Consider the following 21,111-nt stretch of genomic DNA (forward strand, 5'->3'; position numbering starts at 1 on the left):
TGTGACTGGTCTGTTGTGACTGGTCTGTTGTGACTGGCGCTCCGCGGTTGCGACTGCCGCGGTGCGAAGCTGCGGTGACTGCCGCGGTCGGATGCTGCTGTGTCTGCCGCGTTGCGACGGGATCCGATAGCCGTGCAGCCTCGTGGCACTGGCCGGCCGTGGCCATCAGGGATGTCCCTGGCGTCTCGTCGTCACCAGGGGGAGGCGGCGGATTGCGGTCGCCGACGCGGATCAGCGGGTCCCGGGCGAGCCGCACCTGCCATGTGGTGGGTAGTTCTTACGGTGACCATGGGATGGCGGGGTGTCGGCTGCCGGTGGCGAGGGCTCACGACTCTGGCGGGGGCCTGAGGGTTTTCCCTTGCCCGCAAGGCCCACGCTGGATGGGGCGCGCCCCGGAACCTAGGCTCACGGACGTGACCGAGGTGCGTGAGGGGTACGGCGGGAGCGACGCGTGGTGGCCGGAGCAGGGCCGGGTGCTGCGGGAGGCAGAGGCTGACCTGTGTGCGCGGGGCCGCGTCGTGGTGAGCGGGCCCTGGGGTTCGGGAAAGTCCCACGTACTGCGGGAGTTGGCCCGCCGCGCCGGCGCCGCCGGGGACACACGATGTCTCCCGCTGGCGGGGTGCAGGCAGCTTGAGTGCGAACCGTATGGACTTCTGGCGCAGTTGGTCGGAATGTTGCCGCCGTCGCGGGAGCCCGCGCCACCCTTTGACCTACGTCCGCCCTTTGACCTACGTCCACCCCTTGACCTACGTCCACCCCCGGAGCCCTCTGATGCGGACCCGCCGTCTGTCGCCTCCGTGGCAAGGGCGGTACGGCAGTTGTGCCTCGACGATGGCGCCGGGGGTTGGACAGTGCTGATCGACGACGTACATCTGGCGGACCAACTGAGCCTGGACGTCCTGGACTTCTGCTGCCGTACGCTTCCCCCTTCCCGCCTGCGGCTGGCCTTCTCCCTTCCGTCCGCCCACTGCGCTTCGGGAGAGCTGAACGCGGTGCTCGGCGGAGGCCACGCCCCCTGGACCGAGCTACGGATGCTGACCGAGGCCGAGGTCGCCGCGGCCCTCGTGTCTCAGGGCGTCTCCGCCGGGCATGCCGCCTCGGCGTACCGCGACAGCGGCGGCCATCCGCTGCTGGCGCGCGCCGCGGCGAGCGAATTCGGCACGGATCACGAGCGGCCCACTGCCCAGTCGGCCCGCCTGGCGCAGGCTTGGTGGCAGTCGGTCCCCACCCCCTGGCGGGGCACCCTCACCGCGCTGGCACTGACCCGCTCGGCCGACGCGTCGCTGCTCTGCGCCTGCGGATACGACGACGCCGAACGCGACGTGGAACGTGCGGGCAGAGCGGGCCTCGTTGTCCGCGACCCGGCGGGAAGAGTCGCCTTCGCCTCCGAACTGCTGCGAAGGCAGGCTGAGTTCGCCATCGGGCCCATGGAGCGTGCAGCCCTCCATCACGCTCTGGCAACCGCCACCCCTGACCCGCTCGCCGCAGCCCGGCATCGTCTGCTGGCCGTGGCCGGTCCGGATGAGCGAGCCGCCGGTGACGGTGTGGCCGCGGCTCGCACAGCCCGTTCCTGCGCCGAGCCGGGCCTTGCCGCCGAGCTCATGCAACTGGCGGCGCGCCGCACCGCCACCGACGACCGGCCTCTTCTTCTGGAGCGCTGGCTCCAGGCGTGCCGAGACGCGGCCGACGCCGGCGACGCCGGTCTCGCCTCGCGCGCGGTCGCTGCCCTCACCCTCCTGCGCGCGCCCGACGCCGAGGCGGAGGCACTGCTCGCACTCCTTGACGCGCACGGCCAGGGACTCGAGAACCAGAGCGCCACCCTGGCGCGCCTGGCGGCCCTGACCCGTTCCGATGCCTCGCTCCGCGCCCGGCTCGGGCTCTACACGGCCATTCGGCACAACATCGCGGGCCGGCCCGAGGAGTCCCTGGCCGCCGCCGAGCAGGCAGCACTCGACGCCCGATCCTCCGCACGGCCGGACATCGAGGCGGCCGCCCTGACCATGCAAGCCCGCATCGAACGCCTCACCCAGCGGGGCGACGCCAAGGCCACCCTCGCCCGGGCGCTCACGGTCAGCCCCGGCCTACCTTCCGGTCAACTCCGCTACAGCCCGCACTACCTGAGGCTTCGTCACACTCTCTATGACGACGACCACGCGACCACGCAGAGCGGTCTGCACCATCTGCTCGGGCACGCTGAGGCCACGGGCAGCACCGAGGACCTCCAGGAGATCTGGCGCAGTCTCGCCGAGAGCGACCTGCGCCGCGGCCACGTCGCCGCCGCCGAAGGCTGGAGCCGACGCGCCTTGCATCTCGCCCGGGCGATGCGCCTCTCCCCCGGTCCCGCCTGCGCCACGCACGCCCTCGTACAGGTCGAGAGGGAAGGTCCCGGCCAGGCCGCCATCACCGCCCAGTGGGGTCTGCGACAGTCCAAGGAGGACGAGGACAGCATCTTCACGGCGCGCAACCTGCACGCCCTGGCCCAAGCGCTGCTGTGCCTCCACCAGTTCGAGGCGGCAGCGGCGGCCCTCGGTGAGGTGGCCCGCCTCGAACAGCATCAACTCACCGCCGATCTCTCAGCCTTCAAGTGGCACCACCTGTATGCCGACGCACTCACCCTGGCCGGCCGGGCGGACCAGGCCGAGCGCTTTCTCACCCGCCTCACCGAGGAGCATCCCCAACCGGCCCCGGCCGTCGCCGCGGCCCTGCTCCGCAGCCGGGCACGGCTCGACCTCCACCACCACCGAACCGACCAGGCCGCCGAGCGGCTGGCCGAAGCCGCCCGCACCTTCGACGACTCGCACCTGCCCTTGGAGCACGCACACACCTTGGTTCTGCTGGGGCAGGCGGAGCAGAAACGGCGCCGGGCGGCAGCCGCGCGCCGCCACCGGGAACACGCCCACGACCTCTATACGCGGGCCCAGGCGACCTACCGCGCCGAGCGGACCCACCACCTCCTCCTACGACTCGACCGCACCGCGCCGACCGGCCCCGGGCGGGAACTGACGCAGGTCGAGGCGGACATCGCCCGCCATGTGGCCTCCGGTGCGTCCAACCGGGAGGTGGCCAACACGCTCTTCATCTCCGTCAAGACGGTCGAGGCCCACCTGAGCCGCATCTACCGCAAGCTGTCCCTTACGTCACGCACCCAACTCGCCCTGCGGATGCGGCAGCAGTGACTGATGCCGCGTCCGTAGGCCTGTCCGCATCCGCAGACCTGTCCGCGTCCGTAGGCCTGCCCGACCGACTGGAGAACGGATTGTCAGCCGTTGCCCAGGCTTCCGTCCAGGAGATCCAGCAGGCGCTCCCAGTGGCGCTTCAGGCCGGAAGCGCTGAAGGCGTCGGTGTCGGCCATGGTGTAGCCGTGGACGGTGCCGGGGTAGATCTCGGAGGTGTAGGCGACACCTGCGGTGTCCAAAGCCCGGTTGAGTTCGCCGAGGGCCTCGGGCGTCAGGTCCGATTCGGCGTGGCCGAGGTGCACCTGGGCGGTGATCTTGGAGAGAAGGCGGTGCAGACCGTCGGGCCCGTCCGCGACCACGGGGCAGTGGAATCCGGCGACGGCGGCCACCTGGCCGGGGTGGGCCGAGGCGGTGCGTATCGCCAGGAGGCCTCCGATGCAGTAGCCGGTCACGGCCACCGGCCCGGCAGCGACCTCGGGTTGGGCGGTGAGGAACCTGAGGTAGGCGTCCGCGTCGCTCTCGACACGTTCGTCGGCGATGTGCTCGTTGATCAAAGGCATCAGCCGGGCCAGGATGGAGGGCCGGGCCTCTTCTCCGATGTGCGCGGGAAGTTCGAGCAGCGGCGCCGGGCCGTGACGGTAGAAGTAGTTGGGGACGAGCACGTAGTAGCCGTGCCCGGCCAGTTCGCGGGCCATCTCTTCCAGAACGGGCCGTATGCCGAAGGCGTCCGCGTACAGCAGCACCCCCGGGTGACGCTCACTGCCGTCGGGAAAGGCGGCGAAAGCGTCGGACCGGCCGTCCGGGGTGGGAATCTGCAACGTTTTGGTGGGCATGACTTCTCCTGTCGTGGTTGATGTGCAGAACCTGAGATCAACAACACGACGGAGGAGGAGCCCGCGCGGCAGCGCGAGGTCCTCGGTCGAACAGCGGGCCCGGTCCGGCCCCTACGGCGCTCAGGAGAGCACCGGGTAACCGCTCTGTGTGTGGCGCGAGGCCGTCCCGGTAGTCATCGCCGCGCATCCTAGTCCAGCGTCGGCGATGGGTCCTGAAGGGCCGCGACCAGCGTCATGACCTGTGGGTGACGTCGGCGGAGGATCGTGGCGACACCAATGTGCCGGGTCGGCGTAGGCGGCGCGATGGGGACGGTGCGTATCCCCGTTATCTGCGGGGTCAGTGCGATGGAGGGGATCAGTGAGATTCCCACGCCTGCGGCGACGAGCGAGCGGGCGAAGAAGTAGTCGGTCGTCGTGCCGCGCACCTCGGGTTCGAAGCCGGCACGTTCGGCGTGGCGGCGCAGGTAGGCCTCGGTCTTGAGGCAGCCGAGTACCCAGGGTTCGGCGGCCAGTTCAGCGATGTCGAGCGAGGTGCGGTCGGCCAGCCGGTGGGTGTCAGGCAGGACGACATGCAGAGGATCCTCCATGAGCGTCGTCCACGCCAGGCCGGTGCTCGGGCCGAGCCGGCCCGGCAGCGGGCCGTCGAAGTGGTAGGCGATGGCGACGTCCACGGCACCTTGGCGGACCAGTGGCAGGCTGTCCTCGGGCTCGGCTTCCCGGACGTGGACCACGGTGTCGGGGTGGTCGGCGGTCAGGCGGGCGAGGGCGCCGGGCAGCAGGAGCCTGCCTCCGCTGGTGAAGGTGGCGATGGTGATCTGGGTGCGCCCGCTGCCGAGTTGGTCGACTTGCTGCTTGGCGTGCACGAGCTCCGCGGCGACCGACTCGGCGGCGCCCACCATGATCACCCCGGCCGGGGTGAGGGTGACCCCGCGGGTGCTGCGCGCGACCACCTGGGCGCCGAGACTGCGCTCGAGCGCGGCGACGTGCTGGGAGACGGCCGAGGGCGTGAGGTGGAGGACTGCCGCCGCCCGGTTGAAGCTGCCGTGTTCGGCCACTGTCCGCAGGACCCGGAGCCGCTGCACATCGATCAACAGTTTTCCTTAATACGTATCCACTAAGTAGTCACTTCTACTGGCAACCATAGGTGGCCAGGATGAGGGGCATGCAAAGAATCTGCGTGATCGGCGGAAGCCGCTACTTCGGCAAGCTCCTGGTGCAGCGCCTGCAGGCGGCAGGCCACCAGGTCACTGTGATCAACCGCGGCTCCGTCCCGCCGCCGGCAGGGGTCGAGCACCTCGTCGCCGACCGCGATGACGAGGCCGCCCTGGTCGCCGCGTTGGGCGCCCGCAGCTTCGACGTGGTCGTGGACCAGGTCTGCTACACCCCGGTGCAGGCCGCCATCGCCGCCCGCGTCTTCAGCGGGCGTACCCAGCGCTACGTCATGACCTCCACGATCGAGGTCTACGATCCGGCGACCGCCGCACTGCCCGAGATCCCGAGCGGCACACCAATACCTGAACGGACGGTGGATCCGGCCACGTGGCGGGTGCAGACGAATTTGCCCTGGCACGACGCGGCATACCTGGAGGGGCATTACGCCGAGGGCAAGCGCCAGGCGGAGGCAGTCCTCACGCAGCATCACGGGTTCGATTTCGCCACCGTGCGCAGCGCCCATGTCCTGGGCGGCGGCTCCCAGGAGTTCACCGGCCGGCTGGCGCACTACGTCGAACGCATCACCCAGGGAATTCAGGTCACCGTGCACGCCCATCCGCTGCCCACGGTCTTCATCCATTACCGGGAGCTGGCCGACCTGCTGCTGTGGGCGGCCACGGCCACCGACTTCACCGGGCCGCTCAACGCATGCTCCGACGGCCCGCTCGACGTCCGCGCCCTGAGTGCCTTGATCGCCACCCAGGTCGGCACCGAGGCCCTCTACCGCACCGTGGGTGCGGGCGTGGGCGTAGGCGTGGGCGTGGGCGAGCCTGCCTCGCCGTTCTCCTTCGACCGCCACTACGCCATGAGCAACGCCCGCGCGAAAGAACTGGGCTTCCGCTTCTCCCACACCGCCCAGTGGCTTCCCGAAGCCGTCGCCGAAGCCCTCAGCACACCGTCCGACACCACCGCCACCGCCACCGCCTGAGGAGCAACCACCCATGCATTACCGCCCCATCGGGAAAACCTCCGTAAGCGCGATCGGCCTGGGTGCCATGCCGCTGTCCATCGAGCACCGCCCGGACGAACGGCGGGCGACCGCCACCATCCACGCGGCCCTGGACGCCGGCATCACGCTCATCGACACCGCCGACAGCTACCACTGGCACGCCGGTGAGGCCGGGCACAACGAACTCCTCATCGCCCGGGCCCTGGCCCACTACGGCGGCGACACCTCCGACCTGCTCATCGCCACGAAAGGCGGCCGGGGCCGCCCCGGAGACGGCAGTTGGACCGTCAACGCCACCCCCTCCCACCTCAAGCGCGCCGCCGAAGCGTCCCTCAGACGCCTGGGCGTGGAAGCCATCGGCCTGTACCAGCTGCACAAACCGGACCCGGCCGTGCCCTGGGCGGATTCCGTGGGAGCGCTGCGCGAACTGCTCGACGCCGGCACCATCCGATCCGCCGGGATCTCCAACGTCACCACCCACCAGATCCGCGAGGCGCACGCCATCCTGGGTGCGGGGCTGGTCTCCGTGCAGAACCAGTACTCACCCGCCGTCCGCGAGAGCGAGCCCGAGCTGCGCCTGAGCACTCAGCTGGGGCTGGCCTTCCTGCCCTGGAGCCCGCTGGGCGGCATTTCGCGCAGTTCCCTCGACGGTCCCTCCGGGCCGGTCGCCACCCACACCGCCTTCCACCGCGTCGCCGCCGAGCGCGGCGTCAGCCCACAACAGATCACCCTGGCCTGGCTGCTGAACCGCTCCCCGGCGATGATCCCCGTACCGGGCGCCAGCCGCCCGGCCTCCATCCAGGCCTCCGCCGAGGCGACCGACCTCGAACTGAGCGCAGCAGAACAGCGCCAGTTGGATGAAGCACTGCCCAGATGAACTGACGCGAGCACACCCCGAGCTCAGGTCCCTTCACGACATCCCTGCCGTCGATCGGCATCGATCGCATCGATCGGCATCGGCGGCATCGGAACACCCCTGCAAACCGCCGCGCGCCGCCGACCGGCGCCTATGCTTTGGTCCGTGCCGATCCGTCTGTCGCCGCGACTCGCCGCGATCGTGACCGCCCTCCCCCTCCAGCCACATTCCCGGGTGCTCGAGATCGGGTGCGGGCCCGGGGCGGCCGCGCGAGCGGTCGCGAGCCGGCTCACCACAGGCCACATCCTGGCCATCGACAGGTCCGCAACCGCGATCGCCCAGGCACGAGCCGCCGCGGTCGAGGAGATCGGATCAGGCCGCATGAGTGTCCGCCAGGTCTCGGCCGAGGACTTCGTCCTGCAACCGCACGAAGAGCCCTACGACCTTGTGTTCGCCATCCGTGTCGGCGCCCTCGACGGACGCCACCCCGAGGCCGGACGGCAGGCGATGCGACGTATCGCCGTGGCCACCACGGCGAACGCGCGGCTCTTCGTCGACGGCGGCGACCCACTACGTGAACTGGCCATCCCGGGGCGATGAACCGCGGGCCAAGTCAGAGATCGCTGTCGATGCCGGTGACGGCCGGGGGGCCGAGCGGGGCGTCCGGCCCGTTGATGCCCGCTTCCTCCAGAGCCGTCGTGACAAGCCGGGAAGCTTCCAGCTCCGCCTCGTAGCGGTCGGCGGCCCGCACTTCGAGACGTACCGAGAAACGGCCGCCATCGTCCAGCGTGAGCAGATCCAGGCCCTCGCCCTCACTCACCTCCGTGTGCCGAGAAGCCAGCCCTCGCTCAAGTGCCGCGCGCGTGGCCTCATCGATGTCGGTGAGGAAGGTGCCGGGGACAGTGATCACAAAGGTGGACATGACGGCTCCTCGCATGGGTGGTGCTCGTGTGCCACACCTATTTCCCGTCCGCCTAATGACTAACCCAGCACGAACTCTCCTGCGCCGGGCCGACCCTGGGCCACCGTGTCCCGTATGTCCGGAACCGGGCCTCTCGCCCCTGGTGTCACAAGCGGTTCGATACGCGGCGTGACAAGAGTCGCACCGATGTGTGCGATCAGTGATGGTCCTCTGTGCGTGCAGGCCCGTGAACTCGGGCTTTACTGTTCGGTAACCCTCACATGAAGCGGATTTCGTGCCTCCGGGCCAGAGATCCACTGCGTGCTAGCGTCCCGGATCGCCGGGGGGCCGACACAGCGAAGTGAGAGGAATCCCGTGGGTCACATGCACCACATGGCAGGAGGCTGGGCCACTCCGGTCCTGTCGTACGCCATGGCCGTCGTCGGCGCCGCGCTGGGACTGCGCTGCACCGTGCGCGCCCTGGCAGCCGGGGGGCGTTCCAAGCGGAACTGGCTGATCAGTGCGTCCGTCGCCATCGGCGCCGGCATCTGGACCATGCACTTCATCGCGATGCTCGGCTACACCGTGGAGGGCACCGCCATCCGCTACGACATTCCGCTGACGCTGCTGAGCCTCGTCGTCGCCATCGCCGTCGTCGGCGCGGGCGTCTTCACCGCCGGGTACGGAAAGTCCCGGCTGCGGTCCGTCGCGCTGGGCGGTATCGGTACCGGCCTCGGCGTCGCCGCGATGCACTACATCGGCATGGCAGCCGCTCAACTCAACGGCTCGTTCTCCTACGATCCCGCTCTCGTGGCCGCCTCCGTGCTGATCGCGATCGTCGCCGCGTCCGCCGCCCTGTGGGCCGCGCTGTCCGTTCGGGGGCCCGCCGTCGCGGCCGTCGCCTCGCTCGTGATGGGCCTGGCGGTGAGCAGCATGCACTACACGGGCATGGCCGCCGTCTCGGTGGATGTGCACGCCGGTACCGCGCCGCTGCAAGGCGCGAGCGCCACCGCCTTCATCCTGCCGCTCGCCGTGGTGCTCGGCTCCTTCCTCTTCTTGACCTGCGCGTTCGTCGCGCTGTCCCCCACGGCGCGTGAGCGCGCCGAGAGCGAGGCCGCGGCCCGCCCGCTGCACGAGGTCGAACTCCCCGTCGCCTGACCGCAGCCGGGCCGCCCCGACCGCGCCCGCTCTCTCCCTTGCCGCGGCACGCCCTTGCGTCACGCACGCCGGCGCCGCGAATTCCCCGGGCGCCGACGCCCTGCGCGCCCCACACACTCCTGCACCGCCAAGGAGCCCCTTCGTCATGCCCGCACGCCCTCTGGTGCCCGAACGCTGGCGCCCCAAATCGATCCGCGCGAAGGTCGTCACCCTGCTGACCGTGCCGGTCCTCTCGCTGATGGCCCTGTGGGGTCACGCGGCCGTCACCACCGCCTCCCAGGTCTCGTCCACCGAGCAGTTGCGCCAGATCAACGCGACCCTGGTGCGGCCCGTCGCGCACTTCACCTCCGCGGTGCAGGACGAGCGTGCCGCGGCCCTGAAGTACCAGGCCACGCCCGGCGGCGCCGCCCGCGACGACTTCGACGCCGCGCAGGCCCGCACCGACAGGGCCGTCACGGCGCTGCGCGCGGGTGTCCGCTCCAGCAGCACCGACCTCGCCGCCCTCGACGCGGCACTGCCCGGCCGGGTGCGCTCGCTGCTCGCGAGCGCCGGGGAGCTCGGTGAACGGCGCGACAGCACGCGCGGCGCCTCGGCCGTGCTCTCCGACTACGGCCAGGCCGTCGACCGGGCCTTCGCGGTCCGGTCCAAACTCGCGGGCGCCGATCAGCCGGACCGCGCGTCCGCCACCCGTACCGTGCTCGAACTGGCCCGCTCCCGCGAGGCGTTGAGCCGTCAGGATGCCGTGCTCGGCGCCGCGCGGGCGAGCGGGACCATGTCCGCGGCCCACTACCGTACGTTCGTCGGCGATGTCGCACAGGAGCGTGGCTTCGCCGACGCGGCGGTGTCCGACCTGCGGACCGAGGACGCCGCCGCCTACCGCAGGGTGCTCGACTCCCCCACCGCCTCCGACCTGGCTAGCGCCCAGGACGACATCCTCGCCGCGGGCCCGTCCGGCGCCGCGACCGCCGTGACGGACGCGCGCTGGCACTCGGCCGCCGGGCCCACCCTGTCCGGGCTCGCCGCCGCGGAGGGGGACGCGATCGACACGGGCGTCGACGCCAAGCCGTACTCCCTGTCGAACCTCGGCAGTTCCGGCCTCGCCGTACTGCTCGGCCTGCTCGGTGTGATCCTCGCGCTGCTGCTCTCCGTACGCATCGGACGCGGACTCGTCGCCGACCTGACCGGCCTGCGCAACTCCGCTCTGGAGCTCGCCGCCCATCGGCTCCCGGCCGCCATCCGCCGCATCCACGGCGGTGACACCCTCGACCTGGAGAAGGAGGCGCCGCTCTCCCACGAACCGGTCCGGGACGAGATCGGCCAGGTCGGCGCGGCGCTGACCACGGTGCAACGCGCCGCCTTGCGCGCCGTCGCGGGCCGCGCCGCCGTCCTGACGGGCGTCTCCGGCGTGTACGTCAGCCTGGCCCGCCGCAGCCAACTGCTGCTGCACCGGCAACTTGAACTCCTCGACACCATGGAGCGCCGCACCGAGAACCCCACGGACCTGGAGGACCTCTTCCGCCTCGACCACCTGACGACGCGGATGCGCCGCCACGCCGAGTCCCTGCTGATCCTCTCCGGCTCCGCGCCCGGGCGCGCCTGGCGTTCCCCGGTGCCGCTGATCGACGCCGTGCGCGCGGGCATCGCGGAGACCGAGGACATCGAGCGGGTCCACCTGGACGACATCCCCGATCTGCGCCTCGCCGGGTCGGCGGTCGCCGACCTCATTCACCTGGTCGCCGAACTCACCGAGAACGCCGCCTCGTACTCGCCGCCGCACACCCCCGTGATGGTGCGCGCCGAGGAGGTCGGGGCGGGCGCCGTCCTGGAGATCGAGGACCGCGGTCTCGGCATGGGCGACGAGGCACTCGCCGCGGCCAACGAGAAGATCCAGGCCGCGGACGTGGACCTGCTCGACTCGCGCCAGCTCGGCCTGTTCGTGGTCAACCGCCTCGCCCAGCGCCAGCACATCGAGGTGACGCTGCGCCGCTCGGTCTACGGAGGCATCACCGCCCTCGTCTTCCTCCCACAGCACCTCCTGGAGGCCCCGCACCCGGGCCTGCGGCCCCTGCCGCAGCGGTCGGAGGTGGAAGGGTCCGGACCCGCAGCGGCCCTTGCGCCGGGTCTGACGCGCATCCCCACCCAACGGGAGCGCAGCCAACGGCCGACGGCCGCACCGGCACAAGCACCCGCACCCGCACCCGCACCCGCACCCGCCACGGAACCTCGCCCGACGCGCAGCGACAACCCGGCGCCCCGCCAACTCCCCGGCCACGCCCGGCGCGCCGCGGCCCAGCGACCGGACAGCCCGGCCAGCCCCACCGCCCGACCCGCTCCGGCACCGGCACCGGCCCAGGCACCGGACGACGAGAGCCAACTGCCCCGCCGGGTACGCCAGGCCAGCCTCGCGCCCGAACTGCGCACGGACCAGGGCGCGGGCCAGGCCCCCGAACCCGGCCCGCGCGTACGCTCCCCCGAAGCCGCCCGCGCCACGATGGCGTCGTTGCGCTCCGGTCGGCGCCGCGCCTCCGCCACGCGGGACGAACCGGCCGGCCCACACGCCCCGGGCACCGAGCCCCACCACCGCACAGCGAACGACGAAGGGTCCCAAGACCGATGACGCCGACCTACTCCGTCACCAGCGTGGGCGATCCGAGCGACGGCCACGGCGCGACCGGCATCGACTGGCTCCTGGACGACCTCGTCGACCGCGTCGCGGAGGTGCGGCACGCGATCATGCTCTCCACCGACGGTCTGTGCGTCGGAGCCTCGCAGGCGATGGGCCGCGACGAGTCCGAGCGCTTCGCCGCCATCGCATCCGGCTTCCACTCCCTCGCCAAGGGTGCGGGCCGGCACTTCGACGCGGGTGGCGTCGTCCAGACCATGGTCGAGCTGCAGGACGGCTTCCTCTTCGTGGTCGCCGCCGGCGACGGCTCCTGCATCGCGGTCTTCACCGACGGACACGCCGACATCGGCCTGGTGGCATACGAGATGGCCCTGCTGGTCGACCGGGTGCGCGAGCACCTCACCGTGCCCGTGCGCTCGGACGGCGCTCCGACGCCGGACGGCGAGGCCTCATGACGGGCCGGCCCCCCAACCGCCACCCGGGCGGCCAGGGTGGACCGGGCGAGCGCTCCGCCGAGGCCTGGACCGACCGGTACGACGCGGAGGCCGGCCCCCTGGTCCGGCTCTACGCCATGACCGCCGGGCGCGCCCGCACGGACAACGGCGCCGAGCGCGTCGACCTGATGGCGATCGTGCGGCCCACATCCGGCACCCCGCGCAGCCCGCTGCCGCCCGAGCAGCGCGCGCTGTTGGCGCTGAGCGCCCACGGCCCGAGCCCCGTGGCGGACCTCGCATCGGACTCGGGGCTGCCCCTTGGCGTGGTGCGGGTCCTGCTCGGCGACCTCACGGCCCAGGGCCTGATCCACATCACCCCGCCCGAGTCCACCGCCACCGCCGGGAGCGAACATCCTCCCGCCCATCTCCTGCGAGAAGTGATCAATGGCCTCCGCGCACTCTGACCGCACGCGGCACTCGGCGACCGCCGACTTCACCGCGCTCAAGCTCCTGATCGCCGGCGGCTTCGGCGTCGGGAAGACCACGCTGGTGGAGTCGGTCAGCGAGATCCGCCCCCTGCGTACGGAGGAGCCCCTCACCGAGGCGTCCCGTCCGGTGGACAGCCTCAAGGGGGTGGCCACCAAGTCCACGACCACGGTCGCCATGGACTTCGGCCGCATCACCCTGCGCGACAACCTCGCCCTGTATCTGTTCGGCACGCCCGGTCAGGACCGGTTCTGGTTCGTCTGGGACGAGTTGGCCACGGGCAGCCTCGGCGCGGTCGTCCTCGCCGACACCCGCAGGCTCGCGGACTGCTTTCCCGCCGTGGACTACTTCGAGAGCCGCGGCATCCCGTTCATCGTCGCCGTGAACTGCTTCGACGGGATCCGCAGCCACACCCCCGAGGCCGTGGCCCGCGCCCTCGACCTGAACCCGGACACACCCGTCCTGCTGTGCGACGTACGCGAGAGGGAGTCCGGCAAGGAGGTCCTGATCTCCCTGGTCGAACACGTCCTGAGCCGGGAGCTTGTCACCCACTGACGCCCTCCGTGACCGCCACCCGTCAGTAGCGGTGGCCCGGCGCACATCCGCCCACCGCACGTAGCAGTGGGCGGAACAGGTCACCCCTGGGCCAGTGCTTTCGTATCACCCCTTGGCGAGTGCCTTCGTGGTTCCGGGTGAGAGGCGGCCGGCCAGAGCCGTGGCGGTGCGGGCGAACGGGGTGGTCATGATTCCGGCCACGCTGGTGTGGCCGGATACGTAGGCGTCGAGTCGTCGCCACGCCGGGGGAAGCCGGGTCAGCGCTGTGTGGACGAGACCGGGGCTGCGGGTGAAGAGGCCCATCAGCACGCTGCTGGCGCGCATTTCGGCCCCGAGGACGTCGTTGATCTGCCGTCCGTACTCGTCGGCGGCTGCGCTCGCCTCCTGGCCCGCGGCGGCGACGAGGCGGGTGGCCGCGTGACCCGCGAGGTCGCCTGAGCGCAGGGCGTAGGAGATGCCCTCCCGTGACCAGTGGTCGACGAGCGCCGCGGCGTCACCGGCGACCAGGACACGTCCCCGGGCCAGGGGCGATTCGGGGCGGCGGCATCTGGTCAGGTGGCCGGTGTCGTGAAGGGGGCGGGGACCGAGAAGGCCGTGGCGACGGAGGAAGTCCTCCTTGTAGGCGCGCAGGGCGGCCGGGTTGCCGCGGGCGGCCACCACGCCGCCGGTGCAGACGTCCCCCTTGGGGAACACCCAGCCGAAGGAGCCGGGCAGTGGGCCCCACTCCATCAGCGCGCGGCCTCGCCACCGTTCGGCCGTCCTGGCGTCGACCGGGACCTCTGCTTCCAGGGCGAGGTCGACCTGGGCGCACTCCACGCCCACGTACCGGGCGACTCTGCTGGCGCTGCCGTCGGCGCCGACGACCGCCCGGGCGCGGAGGGTCTCGCCGCGGTTGGTCTTCACCGTGACGGTGCCGTCGTCCTGTTCGTCCAGGGTGGTCAGCGCGGTGCTGTCCTGGACCTTGGCGCCTGCCGCGGCGGCCAACTCGGTGAGTGCGGCGTCGAGTTCGCTGCGGTAGACCATGGCACAGGTCGGGGACGCGCAGTCGAGGGTGCGTTCCTTGGTGCCGTTCAGGGAGAAGGTGAACCGGCCGGCCGTGTCGTAGACGTTCAGGGGCAGGCCGGGGGGCAGAGCGGCGAGGGAGGCTCCGATGAGTCCCCCGCCGCAGGTCTTGTACCGGGGGATGGCGGCGCGCTCCAGGAGCAGCGTCCGGCAGCCGTTCTCGGCGGCGACGCGGGCCGCGGTGGCGCCGGCGGGGCCCGCGCCGATGACGATCACATCCCACGTGCCGGGCGCGGGCGTGGAGTTGGAAGGAGGGAGCATGCGGGTCACCTAAACGGTCGGGTGTGTGGGTGGGCGTGTGATGTCAGTTGGGGGTGACCGAAGCGGTGACCGTGGGGTCCGGCTCGTCGTGCGTCTCACCCTGGATCTGCTCGGGATGCAGTCGGGCCAGGAGGTAACGAGTGAGGTCGAAGGCGGTCGGGTGGGTCCACATCACTGTGGTGGGGATGTCCAGGGCCAGTTCGCGCTGGAGGCGGTTGCGCAGCGCGATGGCCATGAGTGAGTCGAGGCCGAGCGAGACGAGGGAGGTGTTGGCGTCGAGCCGGTCGGCTCCCAGGCGCAGCACCGCGGCGATGTGGCCGACGACCTCGGGTTGCAGCATCTGCTGACGCTGCTGGGGGCTGTCGGTTTCCCGCAGGGCGTCCAGCAGGGCGCTGCGTCCGCCGAGGGGGTCCGCACCCGCTTCGGGGGCGGCCATCTCCGCGAAGAAGGCGGTGCGGCCGGTGTCCGGGTAGGACTCGAGCCACCGGGACAGGTCGATGGGCGTGTAGGCGGTGCGGTCGCGGTCGTGAGCGAGGATGCGCTCCAGGGCCGCGATCCCCTCCGCGGGCGTGATCATGGCGTAGCCACGGTCCTCCATCGCCGCGCCGCGCCCCACCTGTGCCCAGGGCCCCCAATTGACGCAGGTCGTCGGAAGACCGAGGCCCCGGCGCCAGGAAGTGAACTCGTCCAGCCAGGCGTTGGCGGCCGCGTAGGCGCCCTGCCCGGGGTTGCCGAGGAGAGAGGCAGCGGAGGAGAAGTTCACCCACCAGTCCAGGTCCAGGCCGTCGACGGCCTGGTGGAGCAGCCAGGCACCCGTCGCCTTGGGGCGCCAGACCTTCTCCAGGAGGTCCGCGGAGAGGTTGGCGACGGTGGCGTCCTCGACGACGGCGGCGGCGTGCACGACACCGCGCAGAGGATGGCCCGAGTCCAGGGCGGACCGTACCAGGGTGTCGGCGACGCCCGGCTCGGCGAGGTCCCCCCGGACGACCTCGACCCGGGTGCCGAACTCCTCGGTGAGGGCATCGAGAGCGGCGTCGGCGGCCGCGGTGGGGGCGCTGCGTGAGGTGAGGACGACGGCGGCGGCGCCGCGTTCGGCGAGCCACCGGGCGACGAGCAGGCCGAGGCCGCCGAGTCCGCCCGTGACGAGGTAGCTCGCGTCGGACCTGACGACGGGGACGTCCTCGGGGCGCATGGGCAGGGTGTCGGTGCCCGTCTCGGGCCAGGTAAGGACGAGTTTGCCGGTGTGCCGGGCGCCGGCCATGGTGTGGAAGGCCGACGGCGCTTCGGCGACGGGGTGTGCGGTGACGGGCAGCGGCGGCAGGGTGCCATCGGCGAGCATGCCGCCGAGTTCGCGGTAGCCCTCGGCGAGCAGCTCCGGGTCCTGCTGCATCATCATCAGTACGTCGACGCCGGTGAAGGTGACGTTGTTGCGGAAGGGCAGCAGGCCCAGGCGGGTGTTGGCGTAGATGTCCCGCTTGCCGAGTTCGATGAACCGGCCCCGGTGGGCCAGCAGGCCGAGACCGGCGGTCTGCGCCGGGCCCGTGAGGGAGTTCAGCACGACGTCGACGCCGCGGCCGCCGGTGAGGTCGCGCACCTGGTCGGCGAAGCCCAGGGTGCGGGAGTCCATGACGTGCTCGATGCCAAGACCCCGCAGGTAGGCCCTCTTGGCCTCGCTTCCGGCGGTGGCCCAGACCTCCGCGCCGGAGGCCCGGGCGAGGTTCAGCGCTGCCAGACCGGTGCCGCCGCTGGCCGAGTGGATGAGCACCTTCTCCCCCGACCGCAGCCGGGCCAGGTGCCGCAGGGCGTACCAGGCCGTCAGATAGGCACACGGCAGCGCGGCGGCGTCCGGTGTGCTCATCGCGTCCGGCACCGGCAGGAGGCAGCCGGCGTGGACGGTGGCGAAGGAGGACATGACCGCTGACTGGGACCCGTCGACGAACATGGCGGCCACGCGGTCGCCTTCCCGCACGTGGTGGACGCCTGCCCCGAGTGCGGTGACGACGCCCGCGCCGTCGAACGCGCTGACGTCCACGGGCTCTTCACCGGCGCTGAACTTCTGGTAGACGCCCATCGCCTGGAGCACGTTGATGAAGTTGACGCTGGTCGCCTCGATCCGGATCTCGACCTCGCCCGGGGCGGGTCGGCGGCGCGGCTGGGCCACGAACTCGAAGGAGTCCAGGTCGCCGGGGCGCGCGAGGTGCAGGGCCACGCGGTCGTGTCCGCGGTCGACGGAGGTGTGCCTGCGCTCCCGCTCGTCCAGCGGGGCGGTGCGCAGGCGCGCCAGGTGACGGGTGCCGTGCCGGTAGGCGATCTCGTCCTGCTCCTGGGGGCAGGACAGGAGTTCCGCGGCCACTTCCGCGACGGGTGTTCCGGTGTCGGTGTCCAGGACGCTGGGGCGCAGTTCGGGGTGCTCGTAGCTCAGCACCCTGGCGAGGCCGCGCAGGCCGGCCTGCCCCAGGTCCGGCAGGTCATCGGGCATGACCTGCTGAGCGGTGGTCGTGAGGGTCCACAGCCGGGGCTTCTCCGCGGCCTGCGCCAGGGAGCGGGCCGTTTCCACCAGGCGGGAGACCTGTCGCCGCGCTCGGGCATCCGGTGTGGTGTCGTCGGGCCCGGTGCCGGTCGCCGGCAGGTAGACCACGGACCGCGCCGCCCCTCCGTCGGGTCCGCGGGGCGCGAGCGGCGTGGCTTCGTCCGGCGACGCGCTGTCGGCGTCGAGCGTCCGGATGCCTACGACGGCGCCTTGCTGCTCCAGAGCCTCGCCCAGGGCGGTCGCGTACGACAGGCGTCCGGCCTCCGCCAGGAGCATCCACGTTCCGGGCTCCGTGCTCGGCGCGGGCCGCTCGCTCGGCTCCCAGCTGGTGCGCAGCAGGCGGTGGGCGAAGCGTTCTTCGGCGCTCTCGGCGGGTACGTGCCGGAATTCCACTCCGGTGGCGTCCGCGACCAGGCTTCCGTCGTCGGCCCACAACCGGAAGTCCGCCGTGTACCGCTCGCCTTCGAGTACTTGGAGCGTGACCAGGCAGTACCCGCTGAGCGGCGCCGTCCCGTAGAGCCGAAGCGTGTCGATGCCGCGGGGCAGGATGCCTCCGGCGGGCACGAGGCCGGTGCGCAGGACGACGGCCGCGACGGCCTGGAGGCAGGTGTCCAGAGCGACGGGGTGCCAGTGCAGGGCCTGGGCTCCCGCCCGCCCCTCGTCCGGGACGCCGATGCGGGCAAGGAGGCGGGCGCCCGGGTGGTCGGCGCGCGTTCCGTCCGCGTACAGGGCCTGCAGGCCGAGGAACGGCGAGCCGTGCTGCACTCCGCGCTCTTCGCGCATCTGCCGGTAGACGTCCGCGGGGTCCAGCACCTGTGGGAATGCGGCGAGCAGTTGCTGCGGAACGCAGCCTTGCGGGGCGGGCTCGTCGTCGGGTGTGCGGTGCAGGTCGGCCTGGGCGTGCTGTACGTGCGTGCCGTCGGCGGCCGTGCTGACGACGCGCCAGCGGGCCGTGTCCGCGTCGGTCTGCTCGGCGGTGGCGGTGATGGAGGTGCCTTCGGACGCCGGAAGCAGCAGCCGCTGCAGATCGATGCCGGTGACGCGCAGGCGCTCGGGACCGGCGCCGTACAGGTCCGTGGCGGCGGCGATGGCCATCTCGCACAGGGCGGCGCCGGGCACCACGGCCACGTCGTTGACCCGGTGGGCGTCGAGCCAGGGCAAGGTGGCCGGGGTGATGCGGGTCTGCCACAGGTGGCGGCCCTCGCCGTCGGGGTCCGCGGTGTGCGGTCCGGTCAGCGGATGCGAGGCCGGGGCGCATTGGGCTCCGCCCGACTGCCGCAGCGGGGACGGATCGACGATGTACCGGGTCCGTTCCCAGGTGGTCGGCGGTACGTCGGCCAGCGCGCCCTCGCCGTAGCGGCCTGCCCAGTCCAGCGGGTGTCCCGCGCAGTGCAGGGCCGCCACGTTGGTGTGGAACGCCAGCATGTCGTCGCTGTCGCGCAGCAGGGAGGGTACGACCGCGGTGTCGGTGTGGCCGTGTGCGCCGAGCGTGGCCTGCACGGGGTTGGAGAGGACGGGGTGGGGGCCGATCTCCACGAAGAGCCGGTGCCCGTCCTCGGCGGCGGCCTTGACGGCGTCGGTGAAGCGCACCACTTCGCGGAGGTTGTCCGACCAGTAGGAGGCGTCGAAGGCGGCACGCTCGCGCGGGTCCTCGGAGACGGTGCTGTAGAAGGCGGCCTTCGGCGTCGTGCCGGTGACCTCGGCGAGCGCTGCGGCGAGGTCGGGCAGGATGGGGTCCATGTGGGCGGTGTGCGAGGCGACGTCCACCTCGACCACGCGGATGCCGATTCCGCGGGCGTCCCACTCCTCGGCGAGCCGGCGGATGCGGTCGGCGTCACCGCCGACGACGGTGTTCTCCGGCGACGCGACGACCGCGACGCTCACACCCTGCACGTCCCCTTCCGTCAGGAGCCGTTCGACCTCGGCGCGGCTGAGGGCTACGGAGGCCATCAGGCCCTGCCCGGCGGCCCGCAGGATCAGGCGGGAGCGGCGGCAGATGACGCGTACCCCGTCGCGGACGCTCAGCGCTCCCGAGGCGACCGCGGCGGCGACCTCTCCCATGGAGTGGCCGATGACGGCCGCCGGTTCGACGCCGTGGGAGCGCCACATCGCCGCGAGGCCCAACTGGATGGCGAAGATCACGGGCTGCACTCGGTCGAACCCGGTCACCACCTCGGGGCGGCCCAGCGTCTCACGCAGGGAGAAGCCGGACTCCTCGGCCACCAGCGGTTCGAGCTCGTCGATGACCCGGGTGAACTCGGGGTCACGGTCCAGGAGTTGTCGGCACATGCCCGCCCACTGCGAGCCGTGTCCCGAGAAGACCCACACCACACCGTGTCCGGCGTCGGGAACCGCCCTGCCGGTGGCCACCCCGATGGCGGGTGTCGCTCCGGCGGCCAGTTCGGCCAGCCGTGCCACCAGCTCCGGCCGGTCGGCGGCGACCACGGCCGCGCGTTCACGGGAGGGCGACCGGCGCGTGGCCAAGGTGTGGGCCACGTCGCCGAGCGGAGCCTGTGACCCCTCGCCTCTCAGCCACTTCGCCAGGCGATCGGCCGCGGATCGCAGGGCGGCGGGCGTACCAGCGGAGAGCGGGAACACACAGGGCGCTTCGCCGTGGCGGTCCGGTCCGCGGTCGCCGGCCGGCTTCGGCCGGGCGGCTCGCCGGGCGCCGGGGAGCGCGGGGGGCTGTTCCAGTACGACGTGGACGTTGGTTCCGCTGATGCCGAAGGACGACACCGCGGCGAGCCGTGCGCCCTCCCGTACGGGCCAGTCGGTCGTGTCGGTGGGCACGAACAGGCGGGTGCCGCTGGGGTCGATCTGCGGGTTCCAGCCGTTGAAGTGCAGGCTGGCCGGCACCATGCCGTGACGCAGGGAGGCGATGGCCTTCAGCAGACCCGCCACGCCCGAGACCGGTTCGGTGTGCCCGATGTTGGTCTTCACCGACCCCAGCGCGCACTGGTCACGGCCCTTGCCGTAGACGGCGGCCACCGCGGCGAACTCGATGGGGTCGCCCACCGCCGTGCCCGGACCGTGCGCTTCCACCATGCCCACGTCGCCTGCCTCGACGCCCGCGCGCTCCAACGCCATGCGGTAGAGGTCGATCTGTGCGGGTTCCGACGGCGCGCTGAGCCGGGTGCCCCTGCCGTTCTGGTTGACGGCCGTGCCGCGCACCACGGACAGGACCCGGTCCCCCGCCCGCAGCGCGTCCGAGAGGCGCTTGAGAACGACCACGCCGCACCCTTCGCCGCGGACGTAGCCGTCGGCGCCCTCGCCGAAGGCGTGGCAGCGGCCGGTGGGCGAGAACACCCCCCACAGGGCGGGGGCGATGACGCCCTCGGGGCCCAGGGTCAGCATGGCGGCCCCGGCCAGTGCGACGTCCGACTCGCCGGCCCGCAGGCTCTGGCACGCGGTGTGCACGGCGACGAGGCCGGAGGCGCAGGCGCTCTCCATGACGACCTGCGGGCCCTTCAGGTCCAGCATGAAACCGACCCGGCCGGGACCGATGCTGTCGAAGCCGGTGTACATGGCGTAGGCGTTGACCTCCTCCAACGGCCGCTGCACACGCAGCATGTAGTCCTTCTGGTAGATCCCGAAGAACATGCCGGTGGGTGTGCCCGCAAGACGCTGCGCCGGGATTCCCGCGTGCTCGATGGCCTCCCAGGCGACCTCGGACAGCAGCCGGTGCTCCGGGTCGACCCAGGGCGCCTCCTGCGCGTTGATGCCGAAGAACTCCGGCTCGTACGCGTAGACGTCGTCGTCCAGGAAGCAGCCGTATCGCAGCCGGGCCGCCACCTGGGCGGGCAGGCCTGCCAGTTCGGCCTGCTCCCAGCGTTCGGCCGGCACCTCCCGCGCCGTCTCCCGGCGCGCCATCAGCAACCGCCACAGCGAGGAGAGGGACCGGGCCTCGCCCGGGAACCGACAGGCGGCTCCGACGATGGCAATCGGCTCGTCCTGGCCCGCTCCGGTCTCTTCGAGGCCGGGGTGTGCATGCATGGGAGGTCCGTCCTTCATCACGAGTACGTAAGGAAGCGGCCGGCTGCCCGGCGCGCTCTCCACCACGCCGTCAGATCGATGG

General features: G+C 72.0%; 14 protein-coding genes. 9 read left to right on the forward strand and 5 right to left on the reverse strand.

The window, feature by feature from the left end; all coding sequences use genetic code 11:
- The first annotated feature begins 380 nt into the window (after positions 1-380).
- A complete protein-coding gene (locus ABXJ52_RS01165; protein ID WP_367038520.1) occupies positions 381-3,176 on the forward strand; it encodes a LuxR C-terminal-related transcriptional regulator in 2,796 nt (931 codons plus the stop codon).
- 83 nt (positions 3,177-3,259) lie between these two features.
- Here the strand turns inward: ABXJ52_RS01165 and ABXJ52_RS01170 are convergent, their stop codons facing one another.
- Together ABXJ52_RS01170 and ABXJ52_RS01175 are read right to left on the reverse strand one after the other, a co-directional pair.
- Positions 3,260-4,009 (reverse strand): dienelactone hydrolase family protein, encoded by a 750-nt coding sequence (locus tag ABXJ52_RS01170; RefSeq protein ID WP_367038522.1) that lies wholly within the window; start codon positions 4,007-4,009, stop codon positions 3,260-3,262.
- A gap of 188 nt (positions 4,010-4,197) precedes the next feature.
- Positions 4,198-5,100 carry a LysR family transcriptional regulator gene (locus ABXJ52_RS01175; RefSeq protein WP_367038524.1) on the reverse strand — a complete coding sequence of 301 codons (903 nt, stop codon included), beginning with the start codon at positions 5,098-5,100 and terminating at the stop codon, positions 4,198-4,200.
- A gap of 71 nt (positions 5,101-5,171) precedes the next feature.
- Between ABXJ52_RS01175 and ABXJ52_RS01180 the strand changes: the two genes are divergently transcribed.
- The 3 genes from ABXJ52_RS01180 to ABXJ52_RS01190 all read left to right on the forward strand — a co-directional run bounded on the left by ABXJ52_RS01180 (position 5,172) and on the right by ABXJ52_RS01190 (position 7,626).
- Positions 5,172-6,149 (forward strand): NAD-dependent epimerase/dehydratase family protein, encoded by a 978-nt coding sequence (locus tag ABXJ52_RS01180; RefSeq protein WP_367038525.1) that lies wholly within the window; start codon positions 5,172-5,174, stop codon positions 6,147-6,149.
- Between the two features lie 13 nt (positions 6,150-6,162).
- A complete protein-coding gene (locus ABXJ52_RS01185; RefSeq protein WP_367038526.1) occupies positions 6,163-7,047 on the forward strand; it encodes an aldo/keto reductase in 885 nt (294 codons plus the stop codon).
- Positions 7,048-7,191: 144 nt separating this feature from the next.
- Positions 7,192-7,626, forward strand: coding sequence for a class I SAM-dependent methyltransferase (locus ABXJ52_RS01190; protein ID WP_367038528.1), 435 nt, complete (start codon positions 7,192-7,194; stop codon positions 7,624-7,626).
- Between the two features lie 13 nt (positions 7,627-7,639).
- Here ABXJ52_RS01190 and ABXJ52_RS01195 read toward each other — a convergent pair whose 3' ends face one another.
- On the reverse strand, positions 7,640-7,948 hold the full coding sequence (locus ABXJ52_RS01195) for a hypothetical protein (RefSeq protein WP_367038529.1): 309 nt from the start codon (positions 7,946-7,948) through the stop codon (positions 7,640-7,642).
- A 354-nt stretch (positions 7,949-8,302) separates the two neighbouring features.
- On the opposite strand from ABXJ52_RS01195, the gene ABXJ52_RS01200 reads away from it, so the two are divergent.
- From ABXJ52_RS01200 to ABXJ52_RS01220, 5 genes are all read left to right on the forward strand, one after another.
- Positions 8,303-9,085, forward strand: coding sequence for an MHYT domain-containing protein (locus tag ABXJ52_RS01200; RefSeq protein ID WP_367038531.1), 783 nt, complete (start codon positions 8,303-8,305; stop codon positions 9,083-9,085).
- 145 nt (positions 9,086-9,230) lie between these two features.
- Positions 9,231-11,702, forward strand: a complete 2,472-nt coding sequence (locus tag ABXJ52_RS01205) for a nitrate- and nitrite sensing domain-containing protein (RefSeq protein WP_367038533.1) — start codon at positions 9,231-9,233, stop codon at positions 11,700-11,702.
- On the forward strand, positions 11,699-12,163 hold the full coding sequence (locus ABXJ52_RS01210) for a roadblock/LC7 domain-containing protein (RefSeq protein WP_367038535.1): 465 nt from the start codon (positions 11,699-11,701) through the stop codon (positions 12,161-12,163). The genes ABXJ52_RS01205 and ABXJ52_RS01210 overlap by 4 nt, the downstream gene beginning before the upstream one ends.
- Entirely contained in the window at positions 12,160-12,606 is a 447-nt protein-coding gene (locus ABXJ52_RS01215) for a DUF742 domain-containing protein (RefSeq protein WP_367038536.1), read from the forward strand. Before ABXJ52_RS01210 ends, ABXJ52_RS01215 begins: the two co-directional genes overlap by 4 nt.
- Complete coding sequence (locus tag ABXJ52_RS01220) at positions 12,587-13,183, forward strand: ATP/GTP-binding protein (protein WP_367038538.1); 597 nt, start codon at positions 12,587-12,589, stop codon at positions 13,181-13,183. Before ABXJ52_RS01215 ends, ABXJ52_RS01220 begins: the two co-directional genes overlap by 20 nt.
- A gap of 105 nt (positions 13,184-13,288) precedes the next feature.
- On the opposite strand, the gene ABXJ52_RS01225 is transcribed toward ABXJ52_RS01220, so the two are convergent.
- Both ABXJ52_RS01225 and ABXJ52_RS01230 read right to left on the reverse strand, forming a co-directional pair.
- On the reverse strand, positions 13,289-14,506 hold the full coding sequence (locus ABXJ52_RS01225) for a geranylgeranyl reductase family protein (RefSeq protein ID WP_367038540.1): 1,218 nt from the start codon (positions 14,504-14,506) through the stop codon (positions 13,289-13,291).
- 43 nt (positions 14,507-14,549) lie between these two features.
- Positions 14,550-21,029: a type I polyketide synthase gene (locus ABXJ52_RS01230; protein WP_367038541.1), complete on the reverse strand. Its 6,480-nt coding sequence runs from the start codon at positions 21,027-21,029 to the stop codon at positions 14,550-14,552.
- Positions 21,030-21,111 lie beyond the last annotated feature (82 nt).

Source organism: Streptomyces sp. Je 1-332 (assembly GCF_040730185.1).
GTDB lineage: Bacteria > Actinomycetota > Actinomycetes > Streptomycetales > Streptomycetaceae > Streptomyces.

Coding starts and splice junctions, on each gene's coding strand:
- ABXJ52_RS01215 (WP_367038536.1), top strand. CDS start 12,160: ATGACGGGCCGGCCCCCCAACCGCCACCCGGGCGGCCAGGGTGGACCG.
- ABXJ52_RS01210 (WP_367038535.1), top strand. CDS start 11,699: ATGACGCCGACCTACTCCGTCACCAGCGTGGGCGATCCGAGCGACGGC.
- ABXJ52_RS01225 (WP_367038540.1), bottom strand. CDS start 14,506: ATGCTCCCTCCTTCCAACTCCACGCCCGCGCCCGGCACGTGGGATGTG.
- ABXJ52_RS01165 (WP_367038520.1), top strand. CDS start 381: ATGGGGCGCGCCCCGGAACCTAGGCTCACGGACGTGACCGAGGTGCGT.
- ABXJ52_RS01230 (WP_367038541.1), bottom strand. CDS start 21,029: ATGCATGCACACCCCGGCCTCGAAGAGACCGGAGCGGGCCAGGACGAG.
- ABXJ52_RS01195 (WP_367038529.1), bottom strand. CDS start 7,948: ATGTCCACCTTTGTGATCACTGTCCCCGGCACCTTCCTCACCGACATC.
- ABXJ52_RS01170 (WP_367038522.1), bottom strand. CDS start 4,009: ATGCCCACCAAAACGTTGCAGATTCCCACCCCGGACGGCCGGTCCGAC.
- ABXJ52_RS01220 (WP_367038538.1), top strand. CDS start 12,587: ATGGCCTCCGCGCACTCTGACCGCACGCGGCACTCGGCGACCGCCGAC.
- ABXJ52_RS01205 (WP_367038533.1), top strand. CDS start 9,231: ATGCCCGCACGCCCTCTGGTGCCCGAACGCTGGCGCCCCAAATCGATC.
- ABXJ52_RS01185 (WP_367038526.1), top strand. CDS start 6,163: ATGCATTACCGCCCCATCGGGAAAACCTCCGTAAGCGCGATCGGCCTG.
- ABXJ52_RS01180 (WP_367038525.1), top strand. CDS start 5,172: ATGCAAAGAATCTGCGTGATCGGCGGAAGCCGCTACTTCGGCAAGCTC.